An 18,459-nucleotide genomic window follows, 5' to 3' on the forward strand; every position below is an offset into this window, starting at 1 on the left:
GAGCTATAGGATCGCGGCAAAGAGGAGCTGGTCGTGCTGCGCAGCCAAAACCGACCGTGCGTCCTGGGCAGCGCCGACGGCTTGCCGGTACTCCACGGTTCCGAACCGTTCGGCCTCGTCGAAGCTGAATTGCACCGCATCAACAGGCGGATAGACGTTGTCGTATATCACGCGGGCAGCCGCTCTCAGCCGCAGATCGTGCTGCATTTCGTTGCTCCGTCAGTATCGAGTCGCCGGTCGTGGCGTGTCCCTAGCTAGGCGCGATCCCTGCTGATTCGCAAGAACATTGCAAGAACATCAATCCGATGCGATGGGCGGCTCAACGATTCGAGGGACGCAAGAATGACCGATTACGACGACGACCAGCAGGAGCCGAAGCCCGCGTTTGGCAAGTGGCTGCTTGCCCAAAGGGACCGCGGTGACTGGGTTGACGGGATAGCTGACGCTGCGCGTGCCGATCGCACGTTCCCGAAGAACGGTGACCCGGAAGCAGTTCGGGCCCATCTGCGCAAGCAACAGGCCGATGGCGACGCTTTCGCCGCGATTGACGATGCCGAGAGCGATTGGCTGGCGGTCTAGACGGTGCCGGTCTTCATTCTGGCCCTTGCCGCAGCGGCCCCCGCGACGACGTTCTCATGCACGGTAACCCGCGTTCATGACGGTGACGGTCCGCTATGGTGCTCGAGCGGTATCAAGGTTCGGATCGCAGGGGTGCAGGCGCCGGACTTCGAAAGTGCTTCGCCGTGCCGGGCGGCAGACCCGCGCCGGGTAAACTACCGGTGCGATGACGCCGCCGCGAAGCGCAGCCAACAGATCGTCGAGCGTCTGGTGATGCGCCAGACCCTGCGATGCGAACCGACTGGCAAAAGCTACGCTCGTGTTGTCGCTCGGTGCACGCTTCCGGACGGCCGCTCACTGTCCTGTGCGGCGATTGCGTCAGGCGCGGCGGTCCGATGGGATCGGTACTGGCGGCAGTATCGCATGGGGGAGTGCCGCTAACTTCCCCTCGTCGGAACAGCGCGGTATCGATCGTCATGGCCCGTGCGCAAAAGCTGAAAGTTTATAGGACGGTTGCAGGCTTCAATGACGCCTATGTCGCGGCGCCGAGCCAGAAGGCGGCATTAGAGGCTTGGGGCAGCGACCGAGACCTGTTCGCGCGGGGCATAGCAGAGCTCGTAACGGATCCCGCCTTTACCGCGGAGCCCTTGGCCTCACCGGGTGTCGTCGTGAAGCATTCCCGGGGCACGACCGCCGAACAGATCAAGGCGCTGCCGGACCCAGAGCCGCGGACACCGCAGGAAGATAACTCGGACCGCCCTAAACTTTCCAAACAGCCGACCAAATTGAAACAACCCGCGCCACCAAAGCCGGCACCCAAGCCAAAGCCCAGTAGCGAAAAGCTCGAGGCGGCGGAGGCAAAGTTAGAAACGGTGAAGTCCGATTACGCCGGAAGGATGAAGGCTTTGGCGGATCAGGAGGCGAAACTAGCGCGAGAGCGGCGGGATCTGGAAAAACGAAAGTCCGATGACGTTGGAAAAGCTGAAACCGCCGTCGAGGACGAACGTCGAGTGTATGACACCGCACTTCGCCAGTGGCGTAAATCGAGAACCGAACGATAGGCTCTCCAAACGCGACGGGGTGGTCTGCTATCGGCGTCGCGCGACGCCCCCATATCGCCGAGACGTTCAATACTTCAGCGGCGACCCCGCGGAACCAAGGGAGTGGTTGTTGGCCGGCTAGCGGATCCGCGCCCGGCAAGTCAGCTTGTGCGTTGGACGTGCCGGACCAAAGGAGATTTTGATGACTGAGCGCAACACACCGGAGCCCGTCGACAACGTCAGCATCAAGTCCGGCGATGCGGATCAAGCCGCGGATGGCTTCGGCAAGGGTAAAGGCTACTCCGGCGACGAATACGACAGCTCGGACCACGCAGCGGAACGCCACCTGCAGAATCGTGACGGTGCTCACAACGCCGGCGCAGATGAAGCCGCCGATGGTCGCGACATCCCGCCGGAAGCCGGCAAGCGGGCCTACATCGATAACAAAACCGGCGAGGTTCACGGCAGCGGATCGCGCGCTGGCGGTGGCAACGCTGGTGAAGACATCGATCTCGACACGTCGCGGAGCGGCCCCGAGGAATGATAAGCTGAAGGGGAGAAAGCTGATTGCACGAGGCGACTGAGCAGTCAGCGCGTTGACCCGTCGAACCAACAGGAGAGCAGTATGCCAGACGTAGATCCCAGCAATTCCTACGGCACGCCCGAGGGGCCGGAACTCAACACTAGTGACGTACCGACCGAGCCCGACGCAGGTACCAAGAACACGACTGCGGAAGGCGGCGATCGAACGTCCGCAAGTCCCGGTAAAGACCTCGATACATCGCAGAGCGGGCCTGAGGAATGACGTCTCGCCAATTCTAGCTGGTCAAATGACGGATCACAGCGCCTGCCTGATCCAGGGGAGGCACGGAGTCGTGCCCGCCTTCAAGGCGCGGCGTCGCCTCACGGCTAGGGCGGAACGGCTGGAGGCGTTCAGGTGGTGCTAGGGAGATAACCCATAGTGCCTTCTTAAACACGAGAGGCTACGTCGCGCTCGTCGCGGCGAGCTTCTATCAATCGTGCTCGTCACACGCGCTCGTCGCGGCAGTGCTTCAATCTGGGACTCGCTGAGGATTGCTTACCGTATAGGGAAGTGACAGTATCATGACATCGCAGCGGATTGAGCATTCCCAAGACGCCTCTCCGCTGCGATGCCCCGTGTTCATTGGACCGCAGTAAACTCGCGCCACCCATCCGCAACGCCGGCAGCCTTTGCCGTGTCGCCCGCCAGGACTATCGCTTTCGCGTCCTTCCGTGCTTCCTTCAGCACCCTGGCGACAGCCGCCTTCTGATCGTCCTCGTCCATCTTGCGCCACTCCTGGCTTGCGACCAGCGCGTCTAGCTCTGGCTTGGCCTGCCCACCGGTGAGATCTTGCAGGCGATCGTACTGCGCAGGTGTCCAATCAATCGACTTGCCGCCCACCTTGTGCGTGCGCTGCGGCTTTGTGACCGTCGCGCCGATGTCGAGCAGGGATTTGATGGTCGGATCCATCTTGTCGCGGCCCGAGTAGAGCGGCGATACCAGATCGGGGCCTAGCGCTTCCTGCTGCGTCATCGCCTTTCCGAACACGTCGCGGCGAGGGTAGAGGTTGGCCGACATACCGGGGATGCGCGACTTGATGCGTTCCATTGGTGCCCGCGCTTCTCGCACTAGCGGATCGTTCGACTTGGCAATCTGGGCGACGAGACTAGGCACGGCGATGGCGCCGGCAGTCCGTGAAACGAACCCGTCGAGGTATCGGTCGGGATCGTTGATGGCCTCCAGCGCCGAGCTAAGCCCCGACATCCAGGTCTTTGACGACAGGTTGTTGACGATCGCGGCCGCAACCAGCGTGAACGACTTTTCCTGCTGCTTCTCGGTCATGTGCGAGGACATCTCGACCATATCCGCAACCGTGCCGATGGTGGTCGAGAACGGGTCGAGGCGCGAGTAGCTGTAGTAGCGATCCCCGATCTTGAAGCTGTACGGTTGCCACCCGCCCGCCTGGAGCAGACGCTTGGCGCTATCATCAGCAGGACCGCCGCCAGTGATGTGACCGCCCATAGCCGCCTCATACATCGCGGCACCCATACCGGTCCCGACCAGCGCGCGTGCCATTGCCATATCCCGTCGAGCGCCGCCCGCCTGTATCTCGGCCTTCCACGACTTCATCAGGACTGCGGCTGGCGAGCGCTCCGCTGCGAACTTCAGGAGGTTAACCGGAGTGCGGACAAACGGCAGGAGCAGCTTCGCGATCGGGCGCCCCTGCGTTGCCCGCGAGACACCGGCCGCAAAGCTGTCATGGCGCAACGGCGTCTGGAACGTCAGATAGCGCGCATACTCGAACGACCCGCGCAGCATCGTGTCGTCGGGGTTCAGCACCAGGTCGGCAGCACGATCGCGCGCCGCCTTGCCCTTTAGGCCCTCGTTCCGGGCACGACGCATGGCGATCCCGTTCAGCTCCATGCGGCGAGCGATACCCTTAAATAGCTCATCCTCCGCCGAGAGAAGGCGGGTAGGGGTGCGGATCACCGTGCCGAGCTTGCCGCCGATCGCATTGGCCTGCTGCTGCTCGACCTTCGAAATTGCGTCGTCAGACTCGCCCGTGAGGAACGACCGGGCCGCGGCCTTCATCCCTTCGCGAGCGCCCGACACCATGCCGGCCGCGCGCGTGCCAAGCTCCGAGAACAACACGCGTTCGGTTTCTGCCTGCCCCGGCAACGTCTTGCGGATCGCACCGATACCCGCCGCCACCGCATGTTCTGGCAGCTGAGCGATCGACGTCAGCGTGTTGGACAGGATGTTAACCGCGTGCGTCTGTGGCCCCGACAACAGGCTGTTGATGTAGAGCTCAATCGCCTTGTCACGCCACTTCGGAAGAAGCGAGCGAAGCGCAAACTTGTTGATGCCCGCAGGCGTGACACCGACGTTCTCAAGGTCGACGATTCGCTCGGCAACTTCCTTCATGCGACCCGGCCCACCCAGGGCGTCACCCAGCGACGAAAGCACGCGGTTCGCATCGCGACTATCAGCCGTCATGCGGAACTGCTGGAGCAAGCGCCCAGCCTCCGCCGTCATGCCTGCGACCTGCTCCTGAATGGCTGCATGGCGCAGCCACGCACCACGAAACGCCGCCTCCAGCTCGTCGCCGGGGTTCTCGACCCGGCTAAGGCGCTTCGCCATGTTCACCAGATCGGCACCCGAACGGGCGAGGATCTGGCGAGCGGCTAGAGCCTCCTCCGCGTTGAACGCCTGCCCCTTGCGCCGCTTCAACAGATCGTCGGCAGTCATCCCGAGGTCTTCAGCGAGGCTCTTGGTTTCGGCGTTGGTGATACGTCCGCGGGTGGCTTCATCGAACCCACCGACGCGGGCGTGAGTATTCGCCAGCGCGCGGGCGATCGACTGCGGACTGTCCAGCTTGTCGAGACGGATGTTGCCGGCGAGCTTGGGCGCGTTCTCGCCCCACTCCTCATAGGCTTCTACCGGAGGCGCATTGCGGTCCAGATCGTCAGCCGTGACGGGCTCGCCGCGATCCTGCACCAGCGGCGCACCTTCCTGCCTAGCCGCCTCGACCTGATAGCGCTGCGATCGGGCTTGTTCGAACGCGTCGACCTCCGCCAGATCGTCGGTACGGAATGCGCGGTTGTTGCCGGTGTGCGTAGCGTTGAGCGTGTCCAGAAACTCGGCAACGGTCGGGCGCTCGACATGGTCGGGGAAGAACCCGGCTTCCCATGCGCGTTGCGCTGCGTCGTCGTAATTCATGCCCTCGTTAGCGACGAGAGGACCGAAGCGATTCTCCCCGCCGGCAAAGTCCACGCCTTTACGCGGCGCGTTGTCGATGCCGTAGCGCTCCAGTTCGCCACCCTGCGCACGGATGCCGCCCTGCGATCGGAGCCACGTCACCAGATCGAGCGGGCCGCGCTTCGCCATAGGCGTTCCCGTGTTGGCGTTCGGGATATTGCGGCGCTCCAGCACGTCGGCTTCATTCGGTGCGCGCACTGGTGCGATACGGCCGGCTGCGATGCCTTCCGCCTCCTCAAGACTGCCAACCGCGTTCGACGGTAGCGGCAGCATGTCGGACGACCGCACGTCTTCAGCCTGGGCAAGACGCTCAGCCGAAGGACCGGCGGGGCCGTCAACCGGCGTGAACTCAGCCCATTCATCGGCAGGCCCCATGATCGTTGGCGTCTGCGTCTCGTTCTCCATTGGTGCAGCACGGCGCCAGGACGACACGAACCCGGCGCCATCTGGCGTCAAATCACCGCTGCCCGACTGTTCCCCTATTGGGTGGCCTTCACGCTCTAGCGCGTTGTACAGGCGTGAGGCGACGCCCTGCCGGCGCAACTCGGGTGCGACATAGACCGACGCACCATCGAACGTCTCGCGGGCCTCTGGCGTCAGCGGGATTTGAGCCGCACCGCGCGCGACGCCATCGCTATCGCGATAGACCGCAATCGCGAGCTGCCCGTCCTCGTTGATGACCAATACGCCGGGTTCACCAGTGCGCGGCACGAACGACAAGACGCTCTTAGGACCAAGGCCGCTTTCCTCGTCCATAGCCGGCGTGTTCGGCTCGACCGGATCACGAGGGCGCGGGGCAGGGGCAGGGGCAGGCGGCACCAGGTCGCCAGCCGAGCGCGTGGCGGCGTCCTCCGCAACATCGCCAGCAATCCCGACGCTATTGGGCGTCGCACCGTTCTGCGTGCCGGCCTTAGCTGCATCCAGCGCGCCGTCCGTCAGATCTTGTGCCGAACGCTCCGCCTCCGTTCCAGCCATGCCGCTGAAGGGGCGCCCGATTAGTTTAGCTATATGCGGGGCGAGCAACCCCGTGCCGACGCCTAGCCCGAGGCCTACCGGCGCACCGACGAGCCCGCCCTGAATGCGGCCCTGCCAGTCCTCACCCTGCCCGATACCGGCAGCAGCGCCCTCGACCATGCCCGCAGTCCCGAGGCGGGCTGTCACAGCTCGTCGCGCCGCCTGCTCAGCGGCAAAGCGCGTGCCGCCCGCCTCCAGGACCGAGCGCGCAGCACCGAACCCCACGCCCTCGATCGACGCACCCGGAGCAATGAGTCCGCCGACGAGCTGCCCGCCGAACCGCGCATAAGGATGCTTGGCGTCATCGAACGCGAGGATAGAGCGGTTCTGATCGAGGTTGTTGCCGTAGACGTCACCGAACCGGCGATCCGAGGACCACACGTTTTCGCGGTCGCCAGGCAGAAGGGAGTCCGCCAGCGCGCCGGTCTCGTCCAACACGTTAAAGGGATCGGCCACACCGCGCAGAGCCGCGCCCGTTGCACCGTCCTTATGATCGGTCAGCACGCGCGGCGGGTTGCGGTATGTGACTTCGCTGCCAGCGCCCCGCGTCTCGCGGCCCTTGTACGCCTTCTCCACCTCCGAAGGATCAAGCGTGAAGCCGCTGGTCTTGGCGAACGCCAACAGATCGGCGGGCTTCGATGTCGGATCCTGCCAGATGCGGATGTATTCGTCGGCGATCCCAGGCCGCACACCCTGCGCTGGTAGCTGCTCGTCCCAGAATACAGCTTCGCTTTCGCCTTCCTTGCCAGGGACCGGCTTGGCCCAAGGGTCGGGCGTGCCGTGCCGGTAAGACGACGGCTGCTCGAATGCCCCGGCCCACGCGCCGCGACGGTTCAACCGGGCGTCGCGCTCGTCCTCCATGTAGGTATTGAGCCGCACCGGGTCCGCCTTCAGGTACTCAGGCGTGGTGATAGCTAACCCCTGCCGCAGCAGGGCAGACGCCGCATCGCCGCCATTCTCGACACTCACCACCGGGCGCCCGTAAGTCGACGCGCCAGTGTTCAGGATCGTTGCGGCAGGATCGGCAAAGGAGGCGAACCGCCCGCGCGCCTGCTGGCCGAGCCGGATTAACTCACCGTTCTTGCTCTTGCCGGTCTGGTCCAGTTCGAACGCATCGGCACCGTAGAGCCGTCCGTTCTGGCCCGTGTTCAACCGGAACGTGTCGCCGTCGTGGACTTGCCCTGTTGCCTTCATATCGTCCGCGGCGACGGGCGGACCGCTCTTGTACCGGCCACGCACACGGCGAGCTTCGCGGGTAGGCTTCACCTCGTTGAACTCCGCCCATTCGTCGGCGGGCGGGGCAACGGCTACCGGCGCGGCGGTTGGCGTGACCTCCTGGAACTGCGACCAAGGATCAGACATGCGCCGCCTCCCGCCGAGCAGCCGAACAAGCCTGTGCAAGCCGCACGCGGTACAACGGGAGCGCCGCGACACACGCGTTCACGTCCGCCGCTTGGTCCTCGTCTCCTAGATCGGCAAGATCGGAGAGAACGGCCAGCAGCTTAGCCGCGTACAGGTCGACACCGCTCGCGTCGCCGGCCTCGCAGGCTCGCTGGAGCGCGAGCGTGAGGACCGCAGCAAGCTTGCGCGTGTCGTACTCCTCACCGATCCGCTCGGCATCCTCTGCGACCCATACTGCCGCGACATGCATCGACCGTCCTAGGAGCGGGTGCTGGCAATATCCGAGAAACTCGTCGACCTTCGCGCGAGCGTTGCTCAGTTCAGTATTCATCGCTTCATCACCCTACCGTCAGCATTTTTGAAATAGGTCCCAGGCGGAAGCATCCTCGCCTGTTCCGGGGTCGTGACGGTCACGGGGAAAGCCAGCGTGCCGGGGACCATGCTGGCGGGGTTGTTTGGCGTGATGCGCCGACCGCTCCCCCGGCCACCGCTCGCGGGACGGGTTGCTGCAATCTCACGCGTCCGCCTGTCGGTCAGATCCTGTCCGCGGGTTGACGTGGTTGCGCTGATGTCCTGCCCGCGCCGACGATCACCAGAGGCCACGCCGATCCCGTACCGCCCACGCGCGTCCGTCATGTTCTGACCGCGTGCAGTCAGATCGCGCCGCGCGCCGCGGTCCTCGATCACGTTGTCGGTGTTGCGGATCGTATTACCGGCGAGAAGGTCTGAGCGCTGGTTGTCCTGCCCGACGTCGTCAATCCGCCGCTGCGTCAACGCGGAGCCTAGCTGATCCTTGATCGACTGCGAAAAGCCGATGTGGCTATCGAGCCCTTCGTCGGACAGGTCGGCCGCGCGCAGCTCGTCCGCGCTGAATCCGTATCGCATGAGCGTCGGAGCCATGCCGGCGAACACGGTGCCGCGCTGCTCGGGCGGTAACTTCTTGAGCGTGTTGGCGGCGCGCCCCATCCAATCAGCCTCGACGGCCAGTTGCTTGCGGTGGTCATCGTGCAACCCACCGATTTTACCGGCCAGGTCGTAGTCACCCGTCCCGATCGCGGCGGCTTGCGCACCCTGATAGTCCCCGGCCTGGACCTGCTGCTGGATCCCAGGGCGAGCCATCCGCTGCTTCCCGAGGTCCTGAAGCTTTTGCAGCGCCTCGCGGTTCTGGATGCCCTGCGCCTCTACCGAAGCGTCGGTCCTGCGCTCAGCGTCGTAAGCCGCCATCGCCTTGTACGGGATGTCCCAATCAATCGCCATTAGATCGCCTCCTGCATTGCCGTCACGCCACGCCTGTTGCCGATCATCGCGAGCTTGGCCCGCGCCTCCGCCGCCCGCTCCTGATGGAATGTCACCTCGCGCTCCAACGCGGTTCGAACAAGCAACGACAAAGGAACACCGCGCTTTACCGCGACGTCCTCTAATGAAGCATGCAAGGTGGAGGGGAGGCGCAACCCTACACGGCGGTTGTTCGCACAGTTGGGGCGGTCTGACTTGGCTGTCTGTATAGGCATAACCTGCGTATTTTCGCCTTGGTTGAACCAAGGTTCAACCGGGAAGACTGCTTTTATGCGTGCCGGTGTGTAAATAATTGAGCGCTTTACTGGATGGCCCATCCAGGGCGTCGCTTGTTGAGTACGAGCGGTAGGCGTGGCATTACAGGGCGATGGGAATCCCGCTACCTCGCGCCGCTGCGCTACTCGTCGTCGCCATGATGACGGGATGCGGGGAGGCCCCACGCGCACCAGCGCAACCGGCGAAGGCCGAGGAAGCAAAGCCGGATCACGTCACCCGCACGACCGTCCGGGCAATGTGCGGCCAGGCGAAAGACCGAGCGCTGGCAATCTCGCAGATCGCGGAGGAGGACGAGTTTAACGGTGAGTCCGACGACGTGTATTCGATCGCGAGCGACCTAGCCGAGAAGGGTTGCCCGAAGGTTGGGCGGTAGCTCGACCGTCAGCGGCTCGATCCGTCCTTACGCTTCTGCTGGTACGCGTATTTGACGTAGCCCTCGGCGTTCGTCTTCGATCGTTCCTCAGCCACCTCGGCATGTTCGGCCATAGCCTCCCATGCCTCCGCAGCTCTTAGATGGCGGTCGCGCACCAAGGGCAACACAGCACTCGCCGCGGCCAACCGCTCCGCATTTGCCGTGCTACGAAGCGTCTCAATGTGAGGGGTGCTCACGCTAAGCGCGCTCGCTCAAGCGAACCCCGACACCGGCCGACCCTTTTCCGTCCTTCATTGTCGCGCCTGCGGAGATGAACTCGACGCCGCCGCGTTCCAGCGCGCCCCTCATCAAACTGATGCTTTCAGCTTGGACGATCTGACCAGACTCGAACCGCGCGACGGTGGCGTATCCAATTGAGGCTTCGCGCGCGAGGTCGTGGGCTGACCACTTCAAGGCGGCCCTAGCCATGCGGCATTGTTCTGATGTCATGTGATAGAGATTATCTCACCAAGGGGCTTGTGGCAATCCTACATCGCTGATAGATACTCTATCACTCCTAAGCAGGAGCGACCGGACGAGAGGCGTAGGACCCTCCCGCCCGATCTTACCGCAAACGATCACGGAAGGATCGAATATGGCTACACACGCCCTTAGCATCGGCACGCCCGCCGCTGCTACCCCGCACTTGGCGCTCGTCGCGCTGACTGCCCCGGCCTGCTGGACCGCAGACCCCCGCGCCGTGAAGCTGCTGGCATCGTGCGCCGCGCTTCCTCCCGTCATCCTCGAACACCGCAGCCGCTTCGGCAACGCGGTCGATCGCTGGACGGCCTTCGCTGGCTACCGCGTTGAGGCCCTTGAGACGATCCGCATGGAGGTGGGCGACCGCCTGCTTCAAGCCCACATGCAGCACGGTGACGCGGCCTATGAGCCCTTCCGCCAGTGGTGCGACCAGCCGACCGCAAGCGATGCCGTCGCCGATGTCCTCTCCTCCAGCACGGAGCATTGAGCGATGGCTACGAAGACACTCAACGCGGCCGCGTTTACGGCAAAGCTGCTCGCACCGCTGCCAACGGCAGAGGTCCAATCCGCCGCCTTTACCCGTGACCTGTCCCAAGACTGGAACAAGGGGATGGAGGACGTGCGGTACGCCGAATACGGCCATTTCTATGAGGCGACAGGGCGTCGGCTGGGCATTGTAGGTCACTGCCAGCGGGTGGCTGATCAGATGTGCAAGAACTGGCAGGAGGCGCAAGCCGAGCAGTGCCTGATCCCGGCGCCGACTGCGAAGGAGCTTCGGTGGAAGAAGCGCTTGCTGTCTCACATTCGCGATGGGGAGGATGTCGCCGCAGCGATCCTCCGCGACGAAGCACGCCTTGCCCCGAAGCAGGAGGCCTGAATCATGGCAAAGTTCCCTTTCATCCCGACGTTTGAAGTCGAGCAGGCACCCGCCGAGACAGCTAAAGTGTTCGAGTTTCCGCGCGATGTGTCCTTGCGCGCGGATCTTCGCGAGGCACGCCGACAGCTTGAGCGCTGCGAACGCAACATCGAAAACGACGACATCAATTCACCCGATACTCGCGAACGTGTGCGCGCAGCCTGCTCAATCCCGATGCGCGATTATTGGCATGATGAGGTGCGCCGGGCTGAGGCCGCGGTCGCGATGCTCGAAGCCGACGACACGCTAACCTTTCGCAGTCAGATGTACCGCGCTCACCGCAGCATCAACGGGGCGAACTGACATGAGCACCCAAACCACGCGCCGCGCCCTCTTAGGGGGTGCTGGCCTCGCCGCTGCCGTCGCGATCGTCCCGGCTGTTGCTTCGGTTCGCACACCCGCTGTCGCTACCACGCAATGGGATGCCCTCGTTACGGTCTTCCACAAAGCCGACGCGAACATGAAGGCGATCGGCGCAGAGCATGACGAGGCTTACAAGCGGTATAGCCTCGCGCTCGCTAAGCTGGGACCGCGCCCGCAGGCGCCCGACTATTCTGATAAAGCCTACCTCGTGCCAATCGGCCAGATGACGATCGGCGAACTCAGTTTTGCGTCATCCACGAAGTCACCAAAATACGCCGCGTATGAAGCTGCCCTTGCTGACTGGAAGGCCGCAGCCGCCACCCTGGAAGCCGAGGTAGCTGGTGACGTTGACGCGCGGTGGGAGACTGCTGTCGACGTCCAGGACAAGGCCGCGCATGCGCTCTTTGAAGAGCCATCCCCGAACGCCGACGCCCTCCACTTCAAAATGCAGTTGGTGGAACGATCGTACGAGGGCGGGGATATGGACAGCTATGTCACTAAAGCCATCTTCGCGGACGTGCGCCGCCTCCTGAGCAAGGAGGCATGAGCATGGACACCAACACCACCCGCCGCAACCTCCTGCGCTTCGGCACCACCGCAGCCGCCTACGCTGCCGGCGCGTCGATCGTCACCGGGGGCATCGCTCTAGCTTCGCAGGCGAAGGGCGCGGCCCCGGCCGTCACCCCACAACTCGCCAAGTTGCTGCGCGACTACACCGCCGCCGATGACGCGCTGAACCACTTCTACGAGACGGCGCACAACCCGGCGGTCGAGCGTGAGGCTGCGATGCGCGAGGCTTATCCCCACATCGAACATGCGATCCCTACGACCAGCGGGAACGTGCAGACATTCACAACCGCCAAACCGATGGACATCGCCCAGGCGCGCCACATCGCGAAGTCCAAAAGCAGCGCCGAATGCCAGCACCCGGCGTGGCCTACGAAGCGAGAGCGCGCCCGCGCATTCTACGCAGCCCACCTCCGCCGAGAGCGGGCGTTTGCGAGCATCCGGCGCACCTGCCGAATGGACGCGATCAACGCCCGGGAAACAGCGTTGTTCGTGCCGTATAAGGCTGCGGTGGCCGGCATCGCTGCGTTCCCCGTTGCAACCGTCGCGGACCTTAATGCGAAGATGGCGCACCTCCTGGAGAACAGGACCGACCAAGACGACGATCTGTTCGACACGATTCAGGCCGACGTTCGCCAGCTTCTGACAAGGGAGGTCCGCTGAGATGGCTCACACGATCAACCGTACCGCTATCGGTACAGTAACCCGCGCCGTCATCGACGCGATCGAGCCCTGGTATGACTGGGGCAAAATCAGCGTGCAGCGCATGGAGACGCTACGCCCAGGCAAGAGCATCACAGACGGCGAGGTGCGGTATTTCGAACTGCAATGGCTCGGCATCCACATCGCATTTCAGGTCGGCCGCACACCGAAGGGAGCTCGCTGACATGGCAACCCAATTCAACCAGGGGGCGGCGCGGGCTGCCCCGACCTTCGACCCTGCGGCTTGGCTCAGCGTGCTCGTGTCGATCGGCGGAGGCTATGCCCTCGCATCCGGTCGCAAGCTCTGGCTGGTGGTCGAGGAATGCGCGGCCATCGACATTGAAGACTTGATGCGCCCGTTGATCGGCCACCCTGATCGCGTCGAGGCGGTGCGGACCGCGATCGAGCGCCGCCAGAATGGAGGGACGCTGTAATGGCAAGTCGCGCACCAGCCTTTGAGGCGCCCCCGCTGGACATGTTGCTGGCTTCCGTTCCCAGCCTGCCCCGCGCACTACTGTCCCGCCTCACCGCCCGCATGATCAATCGGATGGACGAGCTGGACGGCGACCCCGACCTGGAGCCCGACGAGGATTGTTGTGCGGCCGGTGACGACGATCTGGCTGGCGTGTCGGTCCACTAAGCCTCCGCCGTTAGAGCACCCTGCCGGCCATGGTAGGCGCTCCGTCGCGTGCTGGAGCAGCAGCCCTTGTAAGCAGATCAGAAGAGGTGCGCATTAGCTGTTCTCAGTTCGGAGGGCTTCAGGTGAGTCGCGACTATAGAGGGAGCCATGATGAGCACGGCCCATCGCATCTCCCAGGCCCGCCCAATGGGAACCGGGTAGGTAGAAAGTGACTGGCGCCCGCCCGGATATGCACAGGGCTCGTCTTGCGATGCTCGCCAGCGGCATGACAGATGGTGCGATTGCGAAAAGCAGCGGAGTGAGCAGGTGCTCGGTGGCCCAGTGGCGCACACGGCATGGTCTCCCGCCCAGCGTTGGCCGGAATAAACCCCTAGACCAGCAGGAGGATAGGAAGCGTCGCGATCTGTACGAACAGGGCTTTGACGATCAGTCACTCGCTGCGGCACTTGGAATGACACCACGGGCAGTTTGGAAATGGCGGCGCCGGTCAGGGTTGGCCTCAAACTCGGATCGCGTGCAGATCAAAGATCCGCTAGTTGCTGTCCCAACGCCTGAGACCCGTGCTACGTGTGAACGCCTGCTCCGGCGGAATGTTACTACGAAGGTGGTCTCCGCAATATTCAAGCTCGCAGTCTCCACGGTACAGCGCTGGCGCAGCGAGGTGCTGCGGGCAGAGCCGGACCTCAGACGGCCAAGTACCGCGCAGAAAATGCGCCCTCGGGCCACGAACGGCCGACTGCATTCGCGGCTGCCGCCGGAACGCCTGAGAGAGGCTTTCGAGCTATACGCCTTGGGGCATAGCGACGTAATGATAGCGGCGACGATGAGTCTTCGTTCGCAACAGATAGGCGATTGGCGAGCTGCGTATTCGTTGAGGCCCAACGCTCGGAGACGCCGGGTGCCAGGACGCCGACGTGCGCCGTCCGTCCCGTTCCAGGCGATCCGCACAGACCGCGATCAGCTTTATGCTCGTATCCGGCGGTCACTCCGCGGAGATTGGGCAACCGTTGATGACGCGGCCAGTGACCTCTACCTGGCAGTGATCGAAGGGCGTCTCAAGATCGAGCAGATTGAGGGAGTCGCCACACAGTACCGAAACCGCGTCATCGCTGATTATGCCTCCGCGTTCGGACAGGTACCGCTCAACAAGGCCGTCCCAGGGACCGAAGATCTGATGATGATCGACACGCTCCGCGATGAGCGGTCGTCGGACTGGCTGGAGGAGATGGGGGCTACGGTTTGGTGAGATAATAAAACGCGCCGGGTTAAACCGGGCTGAGCAATGACTCGACTCTTGCGGTGCGCCGTTTCAACCTAACGGTATGACATTGCAGTTTATCGCCTACATAGACGAAGCCGGTGACGAGGGCATCAACAAGCTACGCGACCCAGACAGCGGCCAGTCTCGATGGCTTATGTTAGGCGGTATACTGGTATCAGCGGAAAACGATCGGTTGCTTCCAAGCTGGCGTGACGAAGTGTTGGACCTATTTCCCAAAAAGCAAAAGCGCGATCTACATTTTCGCTACCTAAAACATGACCAAAAAGTCGCGACTTCGGAAGTTTTGGCAACTAAACGTATGGGCATTTGTTGCATTTGCTCGAACAAAGAAACGCTATTGGACGGCGGAAGGTACGAGGCGCTTTATGGCAAGAAGGGGCATCTTTACAATTATCTTACCCGTTTTCTTCTGGAGCGTTTAACAGCTTCGGTAGCTGCTACCGCAAGGAGGCAGGGTGAGACCGCCCGTTTAAGCATCGTTTTCTCTCGGCGCGCAAATACCGATTACGCAGTCATGCGCGAGTATCTGGAAATGATGCGCGACGGCAAAGAAAAGATGAGGCCAGTCCGGAGTATCGATTGGTCAGTTTTCGATCCATCTGACATCCGTGTCGAGAACCATTCTAAGTGGGCGGGCCTCCAGTTGGCAGATTGCGCGACGTCCGCCGTCTTCTCATCCCTAGAGCGGAACATGTACGGCAACTATGAGCCGCGCTATGCCCTTACACTCGCCAAACGGTTCATACCCCGCAGCCATTCAATCTTAGACTGCGGTTTCACACTGGTGCCGCAACGCAACCGGTGCCCTCTGGACGAGCGCCAAGCGAAATTCGTGGACGATCTGGTAGGAAGTTGGCGAGCCCCCGGACCCTGATACCACGTCTTTCGACGCTGCCACCCTAAGGCAACTCGGGCTTATTCCGACGCATGCTCGCCACGAGTGCATATAGTCGTTATCCGGCAACGATACAAAACTTTTTTGGCCAAATGCCGCATCATGGGGTTGGTGCCACTGAGGGCTTAGGCCAGGCCATGCCGTCGCGGACCTCGGCCTTACCCAGCGCTACCAGCTGGTCGATGATGAGCGAGCGAGGCTTGGGCCGCTCGCCCTCATTGAACGGCGCCCATCCCTCGTAACTGCACGGCATCAGCTCGAGAACGTTGGTTTGGTCCTTCGTCATGCCGGCTTCCTCGTGATGTAGGTTGCGTTGAGCGACGCCAGATTGATCGTTGCGGCTGTGGGGTTGGTGAACGTCTGATCGACCACTCCCGCGCCGGCTGTTGGCATCTGAGCAATCAACCCGCCTAGCGATGCGCTGAACCCGACCGAGACATTGTCGCCGAAAGACACCGCCGGGAATGCAACCGTCGTCGTGAAGCTTGCGCCGGCCGCGATCGTGGGCGGGGCGATAGGGACCGTTTTCTCGAACGAGCCGCCGCGAGACGCTACAGTCGTGGCGCTTTCGACATGGCCACCCAGGGTCATGCCGCGGCGATCACCGGGTTTAAGCGTTAGCCGGCCAAACTTTCCCTGAAGGAATGACGCGTAGCCGCACTGAGGGGGCAGGCGGAAGTCGATCGCATTAGGGCGGTCGATGATCAGGTGATCGATCTGGGCGCCGCTCGCGTCCATGCTGATGTTGGCCGCGACACTGAACACGCCAGCTGGCGTCAAGTTGATGCCCTCGCCACCATCGAGTGTGAGCGTACCGATACCGCGCAGCGCGTTAGTGCGTCCATAATGGCGGAACGTCGTGCCCCAGGCTCGGACGTTGCGGAACGTGAGCTGGTCGTGGATCCCCGGCATCGTCGGCGCATTCACGGCCGTTGCGGTCGAGGCTACAGGGTTGCCAGGCGGCGAGATGACCCGCAGCCCGTCGACCGTCACATCCCGCCGCGGATATAGGGAAGTAACCGAAACGCCCTGCTTTAGCGGGTAGCCAGGATGAAGCAGGCTGTCGAAGATGATCGTGTTGTCTACGATATTGTGATTGTACGTGACGAACGCAGAGTCGTTACCGAACGTCGCGATACCGATCGCCTTGATACGCTTGAACGTGTTGCCGCTGATCAGGGTGTTGTTCACGTCGTCGGTGCGGTTCTCTCCGATCCACATTCCCTGCATAAAATTGTCGACGGTGTTGTTGATGAACTTGTGATTGCTACCGTGGACCTCGTAGCCGACGAGTCCGCCGGTTCCATAGTCATCGACCTGGATGTCGTTGCGGAACGTGCAGCCGGACGCGGTGACATCATCGGCCCACGCGAAGATGAATGAGCAATCGTCGGTGTCGTTGCCGGTGTTCTGCAACAGGCAGTTTTCGAGCTTCCAACGCTTACCGAGCGTCACGCCGTCCGTGTTGGACTGCGCCATGACGATGCACGACACACCGGGGCCGTTCCGAATGGTGAGGCGCCGAAGCTGCACGTCGTCCATGCGAGCAGCGACACGCACGCCATCGACTAGCGGGGTTCCCGATACGTAGATCGCGGCTTGCGGAAACCGGTTGAAGATATGTTCTGCGCGCCGCGGACTGATGCGGTTATTTGCGCCGTTCATGTCCAGCACGACGTCCTCGATCGTCACGTCGTGTGGCGTGCCGTTCGTGCCGAACAGGCACGTCGTGTGGCGTGCCGTTCGTGCCGAACAGGCTCATGAGGCGCGGCGCGAGGTCGGTCGATATGCCGTCGACTACCCGCAATGTAGCACCGGGGCCCGAGAGGTTCATGAAAGGAACAAGGGGAAGCGCGTTCAAACAGTCCCCGGCTTCCGATGCGAAGATGGTATCGGGTCGGACGTTGTAGACACCGGCCGGCAGCACCAGCCGCAACCGCTGCGCAGCGCTGTCGATGATCGCTTTGCGCAGATCCGCGGTCGACTCGTAATCCGTCGTACGCGCCTGGATTGCGGCGTGCTTTGCCGCCGGGATCACGTCGAAGATGCTGGCGATGTCGTTGTTCTTGCTACCCTGATCACGCGTCGGGGCAACGGTCCAACTCGGCTTGGTCGAGATACCCGTCGCGCCCTGCGGCACCCATCCGCCGACAGTCTCGGTCGGGTTATTGTAGGGCCCGTCAGCGTGCGGCGGTACATCGGTATCTCCGACGAGACGCGCCGATTGCCGCGTCGGATCGGACTGCTGCATGGCGGTATAGCTGGTATAGGTGTTGTCAGCCGGTCCGGTCGCCCCGGCTGGGCCGGATGCCAAACCGCTAGCAGACTTCAGCCACCGGCCTACCTGCATGGGAGTGCGGTCGCTCGGACGGAGAACCGTGGCGCCGTCGTCTGCAGCGGACGAACCCGGATCGAAGCGGAACACCCCCTCCAGTCCCACGACCAGGTACAGCGTGCCGCCCGGTATCAACGTCGTGGGGATACGCCGCAGATCGTTCGCAGTTTCAACCTGCGCAAGATTGCCGGGGAAAGTTACGTTGACAGCTGCCACTTACCTGGTCCCTGAATAAGCATAGGTTCAAGGTATTTTAGGCCATCGCCGGGGCTTATAAGTCCCTATTCGCGCCGGGTTCCCGGCGTCTATCCGCCGTCTATTTTGCTAGGCTGCTGACTCTTTAGGGCATGACAAAACCCGCCGAGGCTGAACGTTGAGAACAATCGCGCCTGCCCATGCACGGCTTCCGAAAACTCCGCCGCCCTTCGCGCGTAGAGGCTTCCATAAACCCGGTCCCGCGTGCGCGTAGAGGCTTCGGAAAACTACCCGCCTCGCGTGCGT

At 62.9% G+C, this 18,459-nt stretch carries 21 protein-coding genes; 14 read left to right on the forward strand and 7 right to left on the reverse strand.

The features are described from left to right. Window positions 1–3 precede the first annotated feature (3 nt). Window positions 4–207 carry a hypothetical protein gene (locus O6X71_RS19390; RefSeq protein WP_333929496.1) on the reverse strand — a complete coding sequence of 68 codons (204 nt, stop codon included), beginning with the start codon at window positions 205–207 and terminating at the stop codon, window positions 4–6. Between the two features lie 135 nt (window positions 208–342). Between O6X71_RS19390 and O6X71_RS19395 the strand changes: the two genes are divergently transcribed. The 4 genes from O6X71_RS19395 to O6X71_RS19410 all read left to right on the forward strand — a co-directional run bounded on the left by O6X71_RS19395 (window position 343) and on the right by O6X71_RS19410 (window position 2,403). Next, complete coding sequence (locus O6X71_RS19395) at window positions 343–579, forward strand: hypothetical protein (RefSeq protein ID WP_353467310.1); 237 nt, start codon at window positions 343–345, stop codon at window positions 577–579. 455 nt (window positions 580–1,034) lie between these two features. Further along, a complete protein-coding gene (locus O6X71_RS19400) occupies window positions 1,035–1,619 on the forward strand; it encodes a hypothetical protein (protein WP_353467311.1) in 585 nt (194 codons plus the stop codon). Between the two features lie 181 nt (window positions 1,620–1,800). After that, window positions 1,801–2,142, forward strand: coding sequence for a hypothetical protein (locus tag O6X71_RS19405; RefSeq protein ID WP_353467313.1), 342 nt, complete (start codon window positions 1,801–1,803; stop codon window positions 2,140–2,142). Window positions 2,143–2,223: 81 nt separating this feature from the next. Beyond that, the gene (locus O6X71_RS19410; protein WP_353467314.1) at window positions 2,224–2,403 is read left to right on the forward strand and encodes a hypothetical protein; all 180 of its coding nucleotides are present in this window, start codon (window positions 2,224–2,226) and stop codon (window positions 2,401–2,403) included. 357 nt (window positions 2,404–2,760) lie between these two features. Here O6X71_RS19410 and O6X71_RS19415 read toward each other — a convergent pair whose 3' ends face one another. The 3 genes from O6X71_RS19415 to O6X71_RS19425 are packed head-to-tail and all read right to left on the reverse strand — an operon-like array spanning window position 2,761 to window position 9,051. Continuing rightward, window positions 2,761–7,755, reverse strand: coding sequence for a thermonuclease family protein (locus O6X71_RS19415; RefSeq protein ID WP_353467315.1), 4,995 nt, complete (start codon window positions 7,753–7,755; stop codon window positions 2,761–2,763). Next, window positions 7,748–8,125, reverse strand: a complete 378-nt coding sequence (locus tag O6X71_RS19420) for a hypothetical protein (protein ID WP_353467316.1) — start codon at window positions 8,123–8,125, stop codon at window positions 7,748–7,750. Before O6X71_RS19420 ends, O6X71_RS19415 begins: the two co-directional genes overlap by 8 nt. Next, a complete protein-coding gene (locus tag O6X71_RS19425) occupies window positions 8,122–9,051 on the reverse strand; it encodes a hypothetical protein (RefSeq protein ID WP_353467317.1) in 930 nt (309 codons plus the stop codon). The genes O6X71_RS19420 and O6X71_RS19425 overlap by 4 nt, the downstream gene beginning before the upstream one ends. A 406-nt stretch (window positions 9,052–9,457) precedes the next feature. Here O6X71_RS19425 and O6X71_RS19430 point away from each other — a divergent pair, with 406 nt between their 5' ends. From O6X71_RS19430 to O6X71_RS19475, 10 genes are all read left to right on the forward strand, one after another. Next, window positions 9,458–9,739 (forward strand): hypothetical protein, encoded by a 282-nt coding sequence (locus tag O6X71_RS19430; RefSeq protein WP_353467318.1) that lies wholly within the window; start codon window positions 9,458–9,460, stop codon window positions 9,737–9,739. A 634-nt stretch (window positions 9,740–10,373) separates the two neighbouring features. Then, entirely contained in the window at window positions 10,374–10,745 is a 372-nt protein-coding gene (locus O6X71_RS19435; protein ID WP_353467319.1) for a hypothetical protein, read from the forward strand. 3 nt (window positions 10,746–10,748) lie between these two features. Then, a complete protein-coding gene (locus tag O6X71_RS19440) occupies window positions 10,749–11,135 on the forward strand; it encodes a hypothetical protein (protein ID WP_353467320.1) in 387 nt (128 codons plus the stop codon). Window positions 11,136–11,138: 3 nt separating this feature from the next. Further along, entirely contained in the window at window positions 11,139–11,477 is a 339-nt protein-coding gene (locus O6X71_RS19445; protein WP_353467321.1) for a hypothetical protein, read from the forward strand. A gap of 1 nt (window position 11,478) precedes the next feature. Continuing rightward, window positions 11,479–12,084, forward strand: a complete 606-nt coding sequence (locus tag O6X71_RS19450; protein ID WP_353467322.1) for a hypothetical protein — start codon at window positions 11,479–11,481, stop codon at window positions 12,082–12,084. A gap of 2 nt (window positions 12,085–12,086) precedes the next feature. After that, window positions 12,087–12,767 (forward strand): hypothetical protein, encoded by a 681-nt coding sequence (locus tag O6X71_RS19455; protein ID WP_353467323.1) that lies wholly within the window; start codon window positions 12,087–12,089, stop codon window positions 12,765–12,767. Window position 12,768: 1 nt separating this feature from the next. Beyond that, a complete protein-coding gene (locus O6X71_RS19460) occupies window positions 12,769–12,990 on the forward strand; it encodes a hypothetical protein (RefSeq protein ID WP_353467324.1) in 222 nt (73 codons plus the stop codon). Between the two features lies 1 nt (window position 12,991). Further along, window positions 12,992–13,240, forward strand: coding sequence for a hypothetical protein (locus O6X71_RS19465; RefSeq protein ID WP_353467325.1), 249 nt, complete (start codon window positions 12,992–12,994; stop codon window positions 13,238–13,240). A gap of 1,245 nt (window positions 13,241–14,485) precedes the next feature. After that, window positions 14,486–14,692 (forward strand): hypothetical protein, encoded by a 207-nt coding sequence (locus tag O6X71_RS19470; RefSeq protein ID WP_353467326.1) that lies wholly within the window; start codon window positions 14,486–14,488, stop codon window positions 14,690–14,692. An 82-nt stretch (window positions 14,693–14,774) separates the two neighbouring features. Then, window positions 14,775–15,602, forward strand: coding sequence for a DUF3800 domain-containing protein (locus O6X71_RS19475; protein WP_353467327.1), 828 nt, complete (start codon window positions 14,775–14,777; stop codon window positions 15,600–15,602). Window positions 15,603–15,723: 121 nt separating this feature from the next. On the opposite strand, the gene O6X71_RS19480 is transcribed toward O6X71_RS19475, so the two are convergent. Genes O6X71_RS19480 through O6X71_RS19490 form a run of 3 tightly spaced genes read right to left on the reverse strand, consistent with a single transcriptional unit; the run spans window position 15,724 to window position 18,174 of the window. Continuing rightward, window positions 15,724–15,909, reverse strand: coding sequence for a hypothetical protein (locus O6X71_RS19480; protein WP_353467328.1), 186 nt, complete (start codon window positions 15,907–15,909; stop codon window positions 15,724–15,726). Continuing rightward, the gene (locus tag O6X71_RS19485) at window positions 15,906–17,315 is read right to left on the reverse strand and encodes a right-handed parallel beta-helix repeat-containing protein (protein WP_353467330.1); all 1,410 of its coding nucleotides are present in this window, start codon (window positions 17,313–17,315) and stop codon (window positions 15,906–15,908) included. Before O6X71_RS19485 ends, O6X71_RS19480 begins: the two co-directional genes overlap by 4 nt. Beyond that, complete coding sequence (locus tag O6X71_RS19490) at window positions 17,272–18,174, reverse strand: hypothetical protein (RefSeq protein ID WP_353467331.1); 903 nt, start codon at window positions 18,172–18,174, stop codon at window positions 17,272–17,274. The genes O6X71_RS19485 and O6X71_RS19490 overlap by 44 nt, the downstream gene beginning before the upstream one ends. Between the last annotated feature and the right edge of the window lie 285 nt (window positions 18,175–18,459).

Source organism: Sphingomonas faeni (assembly GCF_040407505.1).
Lineage (GTDB): Bacteria > Pseudomonadota > Alphaproteobacteria > Sphingomonadales > Sphingomonadaceae > Sphingomonas > Sphingomonas faeni_E.

Excerpts from the sequence above, each read along its gene's own strand:
- O6X71_RS19445 (WP_353467321.1), top strand. The coding sequence starts at position 11,139 with ATGGCAAAGTTCCCTTTCATCCCGACGTTTGAAGTCGAGCAGGCACCC.
- O6X71_RS19425 (WP_353467317.1), bottom strand. The coding sequence starts at position 9,051 with ATGGCGATTGATTGGGACATCCCGTACAAGGCGATGGCGGCTTACGAC.
- O6X71_RS19455 (WP_353467323.1), top strand. The coding sequence starts at position 12,087 with ATGGACACCAACACCACCCGCCGCAACCTCCTGCGCTTCGGCACCACC.
- O6X71_RS19400 (WP_353467311.1), top strand. The coding sequence starts at position 1,035 with ATGGCCCGTGCGCAAAAGCTGAAAGTTTATAGGACGGTTGCAGGCTTC.
- O6X71_RS19415 (WP_353467315.1), bottom strand. The coding sequence starts at position 7,755 with ATGTCTGATCCTTGGTCGCAGTTCCAGGAGGTCACGCCAACCGCCGCG.
- O6X71_RS19395 (WP_353467310.1), top strand. The coding sequence starts at position 343 with ATGACCGATTACGACGACGACCAGCAGGAGCCGAAGCCCGCGTTTGGC.
- O6X71_RS19450 (WP_353467322.1), top strand. The coding sequence starts at position 11,479 with ATGAGCACCCAAACCACGCGCCGCGCCCTCTTAGGGGGTGCTGGCCTC.
- O6X71_RS19480 (WP_353467328.1), bottom strand. The coding sequence starts at position 15,909 with ATGACGAAGGACCAAACCAACGTTCTCGAGCTGATGCCGTGCAGTTAC.
- O6X71_RS19440 (WP_353467320.1), top strand. The coding sequence starts at position 10,749 with ATGGCTACGAAGACACTCAACGCGGCCGCGTTTACGGCAAAGCTGCTC.
- O6X71_RS19420 (WP_353467316.1), bottom strand. The coding sequence starts at position 8,125 with ATGAATACTGAACTGAGCAACGCTCGCGCGAAGGTCGACGAGTTTCTC.
- O6X71_RS19430 (WP_353467318.1), top strand. The coding sequence starts at position 9,458 with ATGGGAATCCCGCTACCTCGCGCCGCTGCGCTACTCGTCGTCGCCATG.
- O6X71_RS19410 (WP_353467314.1), top strand. The coding sequence starts at position 2,224 with ATGCCAGACGTAGATCCCAGCAATTCCTACGGCACGCCCGAGGGGCCG.
- O6X71_RS19405 (WP_353467313.1), top strand. The coding sequence starts at position 1,801 with ATGACTGAGCGCAACACACCGGAGCCCGTCGACAACGTCAGCATCAAG.
- O6X71_RS19435 (WP_353467319.1), top strand. The coding sequence starts at position 10,374 with ATGGCTACACACGCCCTTAGCATCGGCACGCCCGCCGCTGCTACCCCG.
- O6X71_RS19460 (WP_353467324.1), top strand. The coding sequence starts at position 12,769 with ATGGCTCACACGATCAACCGTACCGCTATCGGTACAGTAACCCGCGCC.
- O6X71_RS19465 (WP_353467325.1), top strand. The coding sequence starts at position 12,992 with ATGGCAACCCAATTCAACCAGGGGGCGGCGCGGGCTGCCCCGACCTTC.
- O6X71_RS19390 (WP_333929496.1), bottom strand. The coding sequence starts at position 207 with ATGCAGCACGATCTGCGGCTGAGAGCGGCTGCCCGCGTGATATACGAC.